The following is a 12,603-nucleotide window of genomic DNA, read 5'->3' as shown; positions in this document are numbered from 1 at the left end:
TCAGGCGCGGCCGGCACGATCTTCGAGGATCATGTCGCTGGCCTTTTCGCCAATCATGATTGTCGGGGCGTTGGTGTTGCCCGAAACGATGTCGGGCATGATCGAGGCATCCGCTATGCGCAGCCCCGATATCCCGCGTACACGCAGGCGATCGTCGACGACGGCAAGGTCATCATTTCCCATGCGACAGGTGCTGGTGGGGTGATAGATCGTCTGGCTGATGCTGCGCGCGCAATCCAAAAGCTCTTCGTCGCTTTGCGGATTACCCTGCGGCACATGTTCGCGCACGATGAACGGGCTGAGCGCCTTGGTTTGTGTCATGGCACGGGCAAATTTGACGGCGCGAATGGCGCAGAGTTGGTCTGCGGTGGCCGAAAGGTAGTTCGGCACGATCTTGGGATAGTCCGAGGCGCGCGGGCTTGCGATGTGGATATGCCCCCGGCTTTCTGGACGCAGTTGGCATACGGATGACGTGATCCCCGAGAATGGATGCATCTCAATGCCGGGTTTGTCTGCGCTCAGCGGCTGAAAGTGGAACTGGATGTCCGGGGTCTCGAGCCCTTCCATCGACTTGGCGAAAATACAAACCTGACTTGCTCCAAGGCTCATCGGACCCTGTCGGAACAACACATAGTTCAGACCAATGCCCATCCGGGGAACAAATCGGTTGATCGCGTCGTTCAGGGTTTGCGCGTTGACCTCATAGACCAGTCGGATTTGCAGGTGGTCCTGCAGGCACTCCCCTACACCGGGCAATTCGTGCCGGACGTCGACCCCAGCTTTTTGCAATACATCTCCGCGGCCAATCCCTGAAAGCTCAAGGATCTGCGGTGACCCGATGGCGCCCGCGGACAGCACAACTTCGCCACCCGGATTAAGCAGCGCTTCGTGGGTCGCGCCATTGCGGGAATAGCGCACCCCGATCACCTTCTTCGGATCTTGGGGGTCGAAAATCAGAGACTCGGTATGGGCGTGCGTGACGACCTCAAGGTTCGAACGCTTCTTGGCTGGATTAAGGAAGGCGCGGGCGGACGAACACCGGAAGCCGCCTTTGGCGGTCTGGTGAAAGTATCCAGCCCCTTCTTGATCGGCGCCATTATAGTCGTCTGTCCGCGGCACGCCCATTTCCACGGCCGCATCAATGAAGGCTTCCGATATTTCGCTTTTGGCGCGGATCAATGAAACCGAAAGACCGCCGTCGCCGCCATGGAACTCGTCTGCGCCATTCTCATGTGCTTCTGAGCGCTTGAATAAGGGAAGGACGTCGTCATAGCTCCAGCCACGATTTCCGCGCTGTGCCCAGCGATCATAGTCTTCTTTTTGCCCGCGCACGTAAAGAAGCCCATTAATCGAGCTGGATCCCCCCAAGGTTTTCCCACGCGGCCAATCAAGCGAGCGCCCGTTCAGGCCAGGGTCGGGTTCGGACTTGTAGCACCAATCGGTATTCGGATTGTGCAGCGTTTTGAAATAGCCGACCGGGACGTGGATCCACGGATTCAAGTCGCGGCCCCCTGCCTCCAAGAGAATCACCCGATTCGCGGGGTTTTCGCTCAATCGGTTTGCCAGCACGCATCCAGCAGATCCTGCTCCAACTATCAGAAAATCAGCTTTTTTCTGCGACATGTGAGTTTTCTCCAATGGCTGTTTTTTAGGCGAAACGCGAATTCCCTTGCGTAATCCATCACTAATACAGTATTAATGAGACCACAAGTCTCAATAATTGAACTTAAGGGAGGAATGAAATGAGTGTATCCAACAACCTGAGTAAGATCTCACGACGTGATCTGTTCAGAGTGGCTGGGCGCTATGGGATGAGCTCGACGCTTTTGGCCGCTGGTGGATTCGGCGGCGCTATGAGCCTCGCGAACCTCGCGTCGGCTGCAGAATCGACTTACGAAAAGCGCTATTCCAAGCCTGCAAAACACACCCTGAAATTCGGCGCTTCTGGCTTTAACGCTCAGAACCTACTTATCGAACGTGCAGGGGCGCTGGAGTTCGCGCGTGACCTAGAGAGCCGCACCGATGGTGAAATTCGGGTCGAATTCATCGGCAATAACCAGATCTGTGGTCAAACCTCTTGTGTGGAAAAAACCCAACAAGGGATCGTTGATATCTATGCCGCGTCGACTCAAAACTCGGCTGGTGGTGCGCCATACCTGAACGTGTTGGACTATGCCTACATGTTCCCGGGCCGCGCCTCGCAATATCATTTCCTCTATAGCCCAGAATCGCAGCGCATCCTGCGCGATCCGCTTGAGAAGCGACACGGCTTGAAATTCCTGTTCAGTCATTGCGAGCTGCGCGGAATCCAGCTGGGCCTAGGCTGGGAAGACAAGCCCACCGTGACCAAGTTGGAACAGCTGTTTGGAACGAAAAACCGCGTGACTGGTACCCAGCTGGGCCGGATCGCCATGCAGGCCCTGAACCTGAACCCGGTTCCGGTTGCATGGGAAGAAACTCTGGATGGTCTGAAGCAGGGCCTGATCGATGGTGCTGAAACATGGGCGTCGGCAGTAGCTTATGCCAATATGTCGCCTGTGGTTTCGCAGTCGGTGGACCTCAAGTTCTTCTGCGGCACCGAGCACACCTCGATGAGCGCCTCTGTATTTGACAGCCTTGAAGGGTACTTGCAGGATGCAGTCATGGAGTCAGCTTACTGGGCGCAAACGCATGTCCAGGCAGCCAACGAAGCTGCGCTTATCAAGACCGTGGGGCACTCGGATCCGCAGATGCCGGGAACGATCTTTGCGGAAAACAATGTCCGCAACGCCTTCCTGGCCGACGATCAAATCAAGATGGCCGAGGAAATGTGCTCGCCCGAGTATCAACCGCAGCTTTGGGAGAAGTGGCGTGAACGTCTGAACGGTTGGGCAGGTGGCATCGACACCTATCAAGAGATCTACGACATCGCGCGGCAGGTTCCAAAAGATATGAAGCCGGAGAATGTTGAGCCCCGCCGTTGGTGGAAGGGCTAACGTTCGTCGTAGAACAAGAGAACCGGGGCCGGTGCGCAGGATGCGCCGGTCCCGTCTGCCCTCAGGCCGGTGGAAGCCGGCGGGCATCCAAGGGAGGAATGAATGGCACTCTGGTCAGAGTTGGGCGCGATCATCAGCGCCTTCGCGTCTCAGGATAGCTACGAAATACGCAACGCACTTAAACCGAATGCTGCATGGGTGTTCGGGGCAGCGGCGACGGCCCTTTTGGGGTTGGTGATGCTGTGGGTCTATAAGAAGGTGCCTTTGCTGGATCGCCATCTTGAGCGCACGATTATGGTCTACAGCTATCTTGCTATTGCGTTCATCATCTTCTGGGGGGTGATCGACCGTTTCATTTTTTCAAATCAGCAGCCGTGGTCAACGACCATCCCACCGCTTCTGTTCATGATCATGGCGTGGTTCGGTGCGGCGTTCAACGTCCGCCTGCGCACGCACCTTAGCTTTGCCGAGTTCCGAACCGCTATGCCGCGCGGTGGGCAGATTGCCTGTCTGTGTCTGGATGCGGTCCTGTGGTTCATCTTCGCGGTGATCGTGGTGGTCACGACCACTCGTGCCACAGCACTTTCGGCATCAAATTTCCAGATTGTTTTGGGCACAGACAACACGATGCAGTGGTGGTTTCTGATCACCGTGCCGTTCTCGGCCGTCCTGATGACGGCCCGTGTCTTCGAAAACCTGTTCGATGACATTCGCAATTTCCGCAGTGGGCAACCGCTGATCAAACAAGCTGTCATTGGGGGAGACGTGTGATGACCGATGGTACTCTGGTTACACTGATCTCACTTGGGGTCACCTTACTTTTCATGCTGGGCGTTCCGGTGCTGCTGGTTATTGCCTATTGGGTCATCGGCTGTTCGTTTGTGCTTGGCCTGACGCTCGACAATATGGGTGCCGAGCTGATGAATGTGTTCAATAAAGGTTTCGCCCTTCTTGCGATGCCGCTCTTCATTCTAACCGGTGACCTGATCAACCAATCCGGGATCGCCCGAAGGCTGTCCGACTTTGCCTATGCCTGTCTTGGCTGGCTGCGAGGCGGGCTTGCGATGGCGTCGCTGGGCGCCTGTGGTCTGTTCGCGGCGATCTCGGGGTCGAACTCGGCCACGACAGCTACAATCGGTTCGATGCTGCACCCGGAAATGGTCAAAGGTGGCTATGATGAGCGCTTCTCAGCAGCCACTGCCGCCGCGGGCGGTACAGTCGGCATTATCATCCCGCCATCGATCATCTTCATCGTCTACGGGTTCTTGTTGAACCTGCCGATCTCGGACCTGTTCGTCGCAGGTATCCTGCCGGGTGCGCTGATGGTGATCGGGATGCAGTTTGCCTGCTGGATTATCTGCCGTATCAATGGATGGGGCTATCTTATTCCGCTGCAATTGAATCGCGTGCTGAAAACGGCCTTTGGTGCTTGGCTTGGTTTCTTCGCCATCGGGCTGGTGCTGTGGGGAATCTACACGGGTAAGTTTTCACCCACCGAGGCCGCAGGCGTCACCGTCGGCTTCTGTGTAATCGCAGGGCTTGTCAGCTACCCGCTCAACAAGATCATGGGTTCGGACCGAGACAAGCCCGTTTCCGACAAAAGCTTCGCCGAGATGTTTGTGGTCGAAGGATTCACTGTCCCGCAGATCCCATCAATCGTGGTGCGCTCTGCCCAAATCAGCGGCATCCTTGCTCCTCTCATTGCGATTTCTGTTGTGATGCAACAAATCCTATCTCTTCTAGGGGCACAGCAGACTATCGGTGATTTCGTAACCTCAATGGGAGGATACTATGCGGTGTTGTTCACCTCGATGGTCATCGTTTTCTTCTCGGGCATGGTGCTGGAAAGCTTGCCTGTCACCATCATTCTGGCGCCCATTCTGGCACCGATTGCAGCATCGGTTGGCATTGACCCGATCCACTTCTCGGTCATTTTCCTGGTCGGGGCATCCATCGGATTTATCACACCGCCGTACGGATTGAATCTCTACGTGGCCTCCGGCGTTACGGGTGTTCCCTATTTCCGCCTGCTCAGGTATACGGTTCCCTATCTTGCAGCACTGATTGGCGTTTGGGTGTTGGTGTCACTTGTGCCGGACCTCGCTTTGATGTTGCTGCCCAACAGATAAGATCGAGATGCGATGCCTGAAGACGCGAGAACTTCAAAAGAACCTCAGATCCCAACCAACCTTCGGTTGCTGAGAATCCTTGAAGAAGTTGCGCGGCTTGGGGTGTCCGTCAAACCCACTGATCTGATCGAGTCCATGGGCTTGCCAAAACCAACGATACATCGGCTTCTGCAAACTGCAGAGGCCGAAGGCTTTTTGCAACGTGATTTGGATGGCCGCTCTTACGGGCCCGGAGATCGTTTGCGCGCCTTGGCTGTCAACACGATGTCCTCTGAACGTGTCCGCACAGCACGGTTGGCCATCATGAAAGCGGCCGCCGAGGAACTGGGCGAAACCATCAACCTCGCTACGCCTGACCGGGAGGGCATGACCTATCTCGACCGGGTGGAAACCAAGTGGCCTTTGCGCATTCAGCTGCCCCGGGGAACGCAGGTGCCGTTCCATTGCACGGCGAGCGGCAAGATGTATCTCTCGACCCTGAAATCGACGACGCTGAATGGCGTCTTGTCGGCGAAGCCCTTAGAGAAACTGACGGACAAGACCATCACCGATCCGGCTGAGCTGCGTCAAGAGCTCGCGGCGACCCGGAAGCGCGGGTATTCTCAGGACAATGAAGAGTTCATGACAGGAATGGCGGCCATCGCGGTTCCGATCCTTGACCAGCAAGGCCGCATGTTGGCGACGTTGTCTGTACATGCCCCAGTGATGCGCTGTTCCTTCGAGCAGATTGTCGGATTCCTTGGTCCGCTCAGGGATGCGGCTGCCAAGCTGTCGGAAATCTATGAGTCCTGACAGGCGCGCATGAATCCCTGACATAGACGAAAATGCCCGGAAGCGGCCGCCTTGCGTAGTACGCGCCCGTTTCTAGGTCTTGATACCTGGTAGGGGTGTCAGCGCAGTCTTTGTTCGGTTTCCGCGTCAAAGAACATGCAGTTCTCAGCATCAAACTCAACAATGACGGTGCTGCCTTCAGGCAGCGTGTCGATTTCGCGATTTTCACCGATGATCTTCTCGCCATCGCCTGCGACCCGCTGACGTTGCCCGCCCGACAGCGCCTTGGGTTTGCGCTTCAAATAGTCATCCAGTTTCAGGATGCGGCTGGCTTCGCTGACCTTGGCCTTGATCTCGTCTTTGGGATGGCCGTTCATTTTCAGGCCGAACCCCATATTTTCCTCGACCGACATATGCGGGTAAAGCGCAAGCAGTTGCGCTATATGTTCCGCCTGATCGAAAACACTTGGGATGCGGTAGTCCTATCTGGGCACGCTACATTTCGTGGACGAGATCTATGGTCTGGGCGTCTGCCAAGGTGGCTCGATCATTGCCTCGACAGCGCCTTGCTCGACCCAGTTTGTCGCGAAGTTGACCAACGAGCATGAAAAACTGGCGTTTGACGAATTCAGCCACGTGGACTCCTACTACAAGCCCGAGGCGGTGAATGCATCGACCGACGCGGTGGCTGCTTTCTTCAATAAGTAAGCGGATGAGGTAGAGGTCACGATGTGGCCTCTACCTTTCCACCACGATCAAGGGGAAGTCTCCCCCGCCTCGGTTTCGGTTTAGGTCGTATGCTTTAGCGTCATCTTGCGGGATCGGAATTTGCGGTCGTCGGGGTCAGGGACCCGCGCGGCTGCCAACCGTTCGGCGATCTCGGCGGGCATGGGACCAGCATGAGGTGTCGGGTGCTGGTTGACGTGTAGTTCCATGGTTTCGCTGACGGCCACCGGAGTGCCTCCGTGCAGCATGGTCAGGTGCAGGTGAAACCGCTTTTCGTCGCTGTCCAGCACCACGGTTTCGACACGCAGTTCTGCGCCAAGCTTGACCTCTTTCAGGAAATACTTGTGGTCTTCCAGCAGGTAGATCGTGCAGCCGGTGCGCTGGCGATAGGCTGCGTCGAACCCAATCGCGTCCTGTACTGCGTCGACGGCAAAGCTGAAGATCAGCCCGTAATAGGCGTCCTGCATGTGGCCGTTATAGTCGATCCAGTCGGAAATGACCGTGGTCTCGTAGATGAAGGTTTCGCTCATTTCGCAGTCCTTGGATCACAGCGCGTAGAATGCCGCGGCTGTATCATGGAATACCGCCTTGTGCATCTCTTGCGGGACGATGGCGCGGTGCGCCTGTACCAGCGTGGCATAGTCGGAATAGAGGCTGTCGACCGGGAAGTTTGATCCGAACATGCAGCGGTCGGGGCCGAACTGCGCCAAACAGGGTTCGATGATTGGCCGGAAGTCGTCGACTGCCCAATCATGCTGAAACATACCCAAGCCCGAGAGTTTACAGGTCACTTGGGGCAGGGCGGTCAGGTCGCGCAGTTTGGTGGCCCAATCGGCCAGCCCTTGGGGTGAGCGATCATGCGAACTGCCCGCATGACAGAGGGCGATCTTTGTGTCGGGCGCCTGTTCCAGCACCCGCGCGGTTTTATCCATCAGCTCGGGGATCAGTTGCAGATCAAAGGACAATTCGCGCCGCCCGGCCTCGCGCAGGCCGTCAAGGAACCGTGGGTTGTCCAGCAGGTCGTTGGTGCCCGTCACCGAATCTTCGCCCGGCGCGCGGCCGACGATCTGGCGCACGCCCTTGACGGTGGGAAGCGCCCGAAAGGCATCCAATTGTGTGTCCAGATTTGGTGCAGTCAGGTCGCAGAACACCACCTGCGCCAGTGGCCAGTCGGGCGTGGTGTCGGCGACGGACTGAACCCATCTGGCCTCGGCCAAGCCGTCCTCAGCACCGACCTGAATGTGCACCGACGCAGAGAACCCTTGCGCCGCAGCATCCGCGCGAAACTCATCCAGCAGATAGTCGCGCTGGATCGGTGAGGGATCTCCGAAAAACCGCTCGACGCCCTTGGCCATCAGCCACGGATAATGCACCGCCGAGAGATCCCACAGGTGATGATGTGCGTCGATCATGCGTAGTCTCCGTCTTGCAGGCGCTGCAGGATATCGAGGCCCTGAGATTTCCAGAAATGCAGCAGGTCGATGAAGATCCAGTTCTCGGCCAGTTTGTCCCCGTCGCGGCGATAGATGTCGATCACGCGAAACTCACCTATCTTGCCGGTCGCAGCCATCCCCATGAAGTCACCACTCAGGCGGGCCGTGAAATTGGGCCAGCCGAAAAAGCCGCCATAGGTACCTTCCGCCAGTCGGGCGATGTGAGTGGTTTTAGAGCGGTCAGAGAAAGCAGCGCGGAACGGACCCGAGTGCTGTTTGGCATAGCGTTCGATCGTGTAGGTCGCGCCGATCCCGGTCGGCCCCCACCACAGCATATCCTCGGCCCAAGTCTGGCGCAGCTCGTCTTCAAGGCTCAACCCGCTGTCCCATTGCCCCAGATCACCGATCATGCGGTTGATCAGGGTCAGCGTGTCCACGCCCTCTTGCGCGGGCTGGGCATCGAACAGCAACCCGTCATGGGTCATCGGCCCCGGTTGCACCAACTGGGCCGCGGTATGATCTGGGAAGGGCACAATGCTCGCCTGCGCCATCAGGTGGGGCAGGTCGAAATACATGGCCGTTTCGACGATCTTGTCGCCCTCGATCCGGTGAAATTCGCAATAGCGCAGCATGGCGATCTTGCCGGTTGGCGGGATGCCACAAAAGGCCGTGTCGAAAAGGCCCATCAGGTGCCCCATCGACACCACCCAGACGCTGGTGAAATCATCCATCTGGTTGGTGCCGGCGAAAAAGATGTCTTGGCGGCGTTGCAGTGACGTAAGGCTTTGGCGGAGGGGCGACCAAAAGTCGGTTGCGACCTGTTCGGGCGAGTTCATTTCGTTGAATGGGTGGAACCCGCGCCACACGAAGTTTGCGCCAGTATATGTCTGCAAGACCTGCTCCAGATCTGCACCTGGGGCGTCGAGTGCTGCATGGAATCGCTGCACCATGGCTTTGGCGTCTTGAATCATCGTCATAAATTTTCGCTTCCCGTCAGTGGCTTGAAGGATTATTGCATACGTTTGCAAAAATACCTTGCCAAATTGTCACAGGCTAGTCTAACGTTTTTGCATGCGTATGCAAAATCTGATTCCAATGGGAGGGGAATCCGAATGGCCGAGATCCAGCTGAAGAACATCAGCAAGCGTTGGGGCAGTTTCGTCGGGGTCGACAATTTCGACCTGACCATTGCGGACAAAGAGTTTCTGGTGCTGCTGGGGCCTTCGGGCTGTGGCAAGACCACCACCATGCGCATGATCGCAGGGCTTGAAGATGCGACCGAGGGCGACATCCTGGTGGATGGCGTCAAGGTCAATGATCTGGAGCCCAAAGACCGCGATGTGGCGATGGTTTTCCAAAGCTATGCGCTCTATCCCAACATGAACGTCTACGAGAACATCCGCTTTCCGCTGAAGGTCCGCGGCATTGATCCCAAGACCCATGACGAAAAGGTCCGCCGCGCCAGCGCCATGGTCGAGCTGGACGATTTCCTGCATCGAAAACCGGCCGAGCTGTCGGGCGGTCAGCGCCAGCGCGTGGCCTTGGCCCGTGCCATCGTGCGCGAGCCCAACGTGTTCCTGATGGACGAACCGCTGTCGAACCTTGACGCCAAGCTGCGCGTCTCAACCCGTGCGCAGATCAAGAACCTGTCGCACGAACTGGCGGTGACCACGATCTACGTGACCCACGACCAGATCGAGGCGATGACCCTTGCCGACCGCGTGGTCATCATGAAGCAGGGTGTGGTGCAGCAAGTCGGCACGCCGGTCGACATCTATGATCGCCCGGCCAACGCCTTCGTGGCCAGCTTCATCGGCTCGCCCGCAATGAACCTGATCGAAGGCACGATGGAAAACGGTGTGTTCCGTTCGAAATACACCGAAGTTCCCGGGCTGGACGCCCCTGACGGTCCCATCACCCTTGGCTTCCGCGCCGAGGACGCGAACGTCGTTGTTGATGGATCCAGAGGCGAGATCAACGCGCCGATCTATACCTTGGAGCTTTTGGGAGACAGCACCATGGTTTCGGTCCGCTTGGCCGGTCAGCTGGTGTCGGTGAAAGCCGACAAGTCCTTCCGGGCCGAGATCGATGACACTGTCTCGATGCATATCCACACAGATCACTGCCACCTGTTCGACGCTGAAACAGGGGCGCGTTTGGGGGGCTAACCCCACTTTTTTTCCGCCGCAGGGCGGGGCAATCAAGGGGTGCAGCCTTCGAAGATGCACCCACCATCCAGGGAGGAATACCAATGTTTTTTAGGAAAGTGGCTTTGTCCAGCGCCTTTGCCCTTATGGCAGGAAGCGCGTTTGCCTGCGAGATCGGCGCGCGAGTGAATATCATCGGCAACGAATTCCCGGCGATCCAGACCGTTGGCGCAGGCGCGGCCGAATGCACCGGCGCAGAAGTGACCAAAAACCTGACCGCCGACCACAAGGACATCCATGTGGCTGGTATGCAGGGCAATCCTGCGGAATATACTTCGGCGATTGTGGCGAACTCGACCCTGACGATCCTAATGAACGATGATCTGGTGCGTCCGCTGGACGATCTGGTCGCCAAGCACGGGCAAGGTCTGCAGAAATCTCAGCTGATCACCGTGGACGGCAAGGTTCTGGCCGTGGCCTTCATGGCGAACGCCCAGCACCTGATGTACCGCAAGGACGTTCTGGCCGATCTGGGCATCGAGCCGCCCAAAACCTATGAAGAAATGCTGGAGGCGGCCAAGATGATCCGCGACAAGGGCGTCATGCAGAACCCGATTGGCGGTGCATATGCTGCCGGTTGGAACCTTGCGCAGGAATTCAACAACATGTTCATCGGTTACGGTGGCACTTTCTTCAAAGAAGGCACTGCCGAGCCGAACATCAACTCGGAAGCTGGCGTGAACACGCTGAACATGATGAAGGCACTGACCGAGTACATGAACCCCGACTTCCTGACCCATGACTCGAATGCGACCAACGCCGAATATCGTGCAGGCAACATCGCGCTTCTGAACATGTGGGGCTCGCGTGCCGCAACCCAGACAACCGCTGACGGTGTCACGGACGAGGTCAAGAACGGCCACGCCATCGCCGGTCCGATGACTGTGGGCGGCGGCTCGATCCCGGCATCGACCCTGTGGTGGGACGGCTGGACCGTTGCCAAGAACATCTCTGACGAGGAAGCCGAAGCGACCTTCATCGCCATGATGAACGGCATCCGTCCCGAGCTGATGCAGGACGCCGAAGTGGCCTCGCAGGCTGTGTGGCTGATCGACGGCTATGAGCCGACCGACGCTGCCATCGGTGTGTTTGACGCCGCGAAAGCAGGCACCGTTCCCTACCCGATGGTTCCCTACATGGGCCTGATGCATGGCGCGATCGGCAACGAGCTGGCCGACTTCCTGCAAGACAAGGAAAGCGCCGAGCAGGCCTTGGCTGACATCGAAGCAGCTTATCGTGCTGCCGCCGTGGAAAAGGGCTTCCTTAAGTAAGCCTTCCTCCCCACCGGAGAGGAGCGATCCTCTCCGGTAACCATTCACTTAGTCTGGGTCCCAAGATGAAACATAGAACGTTCTTCTGGTTCTTCCTGCCGACGGGTCTTGCGATGTTCCTGTTCATCGCGCTGCCGATTGTATCGGTGGTGACCCAGTCGGTCTTTGCCCCGCATGAGGCGGTTCTGAAAACTGTCGAGAATTGCACCCCGCTGGTGGGTTGCACGACCGAAACCACCATTGACCAAGAAGCCACCCGTGAGATCCGCGAGGCCCAGCCCCTTGGCCGTTTCGTCGGACTGGATATCTATCTGGACCGTGGACACCTTGCGATTGCCGAACTTGGCGAGGCTTGGGACACCGCCGAGACCTGGGGTGATTTCTGGGACCGCCTGTTCAACCTGCCGCTTTATCGCGCGTTGGCATTTACTCTGACATTTACCTTCATCGTGACCCCGATGCTGATTGTGGTCGGCTTGATGATCGCGCTCGCCGTGAACTCGCTGCACCGCCATCTGAAGGGGCTGATGATCTTCTTCTCGCTTCTGCCGATGATTGTCACGCCTTTGATCGGGTCACTGATCCTGTTCTGGATGGTCGACAGTCGCGGCATTATCGGCTCGGCACTGGTCGGTCTTGCGGGGGATCCGAATTTCTCGCTCAAGGCGTCAACCGGGCTGACGTGGGTCATGCTGATCGTCTACGGAATCTGGCACTCGGCCCCGTTTGCTTTCGTGGTCTTTTATGCGGGGCTTCAGACCTTGCCGAAGGATCAGATCGAGGCCGCACAGATCGACGGTGCCACCCGCTGGCAACAGATCAAATACGTGGTGGTGCCGCACCTGATGCCGCTGGTGACTTTCGTGGCGCTGATCCAGCTGATGGACAACTTCCGGGTCTTCGAGCCTGTGGTGGGGTTCAACGCCTCAGCGCATGCGACTTCGCTGTCTTGGATCATTTTCAACGATCTTGGCGGCGAAACCCGACAGCTCTCGGCTGCTTCTGCAACCTCGGTTCTAACCATCATTGGCGTCGCCATCCTGCTGTCGCCCGTGCTGGTGCGCACCTGGCGTGATTTCAAGGGGAAGTAA

General features: G+C 57.5%; 12 protein-coding genes and 1 pseudogene. 8 read left to right on the top strand and 5 right to left on the bottom strand.

Annotated features, from left to right (window positions below; genetic code table 11):
- A complete protein-coding gene (locus G0Q00_RS14615) occupies positions 1-1,623 on the bottom strand; it encodes a GMC family oxidoreductase (RefSeq protein WP_163040668.1) in 1,623 nt (540 codons plus the stop codon).
- 119 nt (positions 1,624-1,742) lie between these two features.
- Between G0Q00_RS14615 and G0Q00_RS14610 the strand changes: the two genes are divergently transcribed.
- The 4 genes from G0Q00_RS14610 (at position 1,743) to G0Q00_RS14595 (ending at position 5,896) form a co-directional block, all read left to right on the top strand.
- The gene (locus G0Q00_RS14610) at positions 1,743-2,975 is read left to right on the top strand and encodes a TRAP transporter substrate-binding protein (RefSeq protein ID WP_163040666.1); all 1,233 of its coding nucleotides are present in this window, start codon (positions 1,743-1,745) and stop codon (positions 2,973-2,975) included.
- A gap of 102 nt (positions 2,976-3,077) precedes the next feature.
- Positions 3,078-3,746: a TRAP transporter small permease gene (locus G0Q00_RS14605; RefSeq protein WP_163040664.1), complete on the top strand. Its 669-nt coding sequence runs from the start codon at positions 3,078-3,080 to the stop codon at positions 3,744-3,746.
- The gene (locus tag G0Q00_RS14600) at positions 3,746-5,104 is read left to right on the top strand and encodes a TRAP transporter large permease (RefSeq protein ID WP_163040662.1); all 1,359 of its coding nucleotides are present in this window, start codon (positions 3,746-3,748) and stop codon (positions 5,102-5,104) included. The genes G0Q00_RS14605 and G0Q00_RS14600 overlap by 1 nt, the downstream gene beginning before the upstream one ends.
- 12 nt (positions 5,105-5,116) lie before the next feature.
- Positions 5,117-5,896 (top strand): IclR family transcriptional regulator, encoded by a 780-nt coding sequence (locus G0Q00_RS14595; protein ID WP_163040661.1) that lies wholly within the window; start codon positions 5,117-5,119, stop codon positions 5,894-5,896.
- A 230-nt stretch (positions 5,897-6,126) separates the two neighbouring features.
- On the opposite strand, the pseudogene G0Q00_RS14590 reads toward G0Q00_RS14595, so the two are convergent.
- Positions 6,127-6,318: pseudogene (locus G0Q00_RS14590) on the bottom strand (ATP-binding cassette domain-containing protein); the annotation flags it as partial.
- 61 nt (positions 6,319-6,379) lie between these two features.
- Between G0Q00_RS14590 and G0Q00_RS14585 the strand changes: the two are divergent.
- Complete coding sequence (locus tag G0Q00_RS14585) at positions 6,380-6,583, top strand: hypothetical protein (RefSeq protein ID WP_203565022.1); 204 nt, start codon at positions 6,380-6,382, stop codon at positions 6,581-6,583.
- A gap of 80 nt (positions 6,584-6,663) precedes the next feature.
- Here the strand turns inward: G0Q00_RS14585 and G0Q00_RS14580 are convergent, their stop codons facing one another.
- From G0Q00_RS14580 to G0Q00_RS14570, 3 genes are read right to left on the bottom strand one after another with little or no spacing between them, the layout of a single operon-like run.
- A complete protein-coding gene (locus tag G0Q00_RS14580; protein ID WP_163040659.1) occupies positions 6,664-7,131 on the bottom strand; it encodes a thioesterase family protein in 468 nt (155 codons plus the stop codon).
- Positions 7,132-7,146: 15 nt separating this feature from the next.
- Positions 7,147-8,013: an amidohydrolase gene (locus G0Q00_RS14575; RefSeq protein ID WP_163040657.1), complete on the bottom strand. Its 867-nt coding sequence runs from the start codon at positions 8,011-8,013 to the stop codon at positions 7,147-7,149.
- Positions 8,010-9,011: an ester cyclase gene (locus G0Q00_RS14570; protein WP_163040655.1), complete on the bottom strand. Its 1,002-nt coding sequence runs from the start codon at positions 9,009-9,011 to the stop codon at positions 8,010-8,012. The genes G0Q00_RS14575 and G0Q00_RS14570 overlap by 4 nt, the downstream gene beginning before the upstream one ends.
- Before the next feature lie 135 nt (positions 9,012-9,146).
- Between G0Q00_RS14570 and G0Q00_RS14565 the strand changes: the two genes are divergently transcribed.
- From G0Q00_RS14565 to G0Q00_RS14555, 3 genes are all read left to right on the top strand, one after another.
- Positions 9,147-10,202: an ABC transporter ATP-binding protein gene (locus G0Q00_RS14565; RefSeq protein WP_163040653.1), complete on the top strand. Its 1,056-nt coding sequence runs from the start codon at positions 9,147-9,149 to the stop codon at positions 10,200-10,202.
- Positions 10,203-10,285: 83 nt separating this feature from the next.
- Positions 10,286-11,512, top strand: coding sequence for an ABC transporter substrate-binding protein (locus G0Q00_RS14560; RefSeq protein WP_163040651.1), 1,227 nt, complete (start codon positions 10,286-10,288; stop codon positions 11,510-11,512).
- Between the two features lie 65 nt (positions 11,513-11,577).
- The gene (locus G0Q00_RS14555; RefSeq protein ID WP_163040649.1) at positions 11,578-12,603 is read left to right on the top strand and encodes a carbohydrate ABC transporter permease; all 1,026 of its coding nucleotides are present in this window, start codon (positions 11,578-11,580) and stop codon (positions 12,601-12,603) included.

Origin of the sequence: Aliiroseovarius sp. PrR006, assembly GCF_010500215.1 — a bacterium.
Lineage (GTDB): Bacteria > Pseudomonadota > Alphaproteobacteria > Rhodobacterales > Rhodobacteraceae > Aliiroseovarius.
Note: the sequence above shows the minus strand (reverse complement) of the source record. Positions and strands in the feature narration are given on the sequence as shown.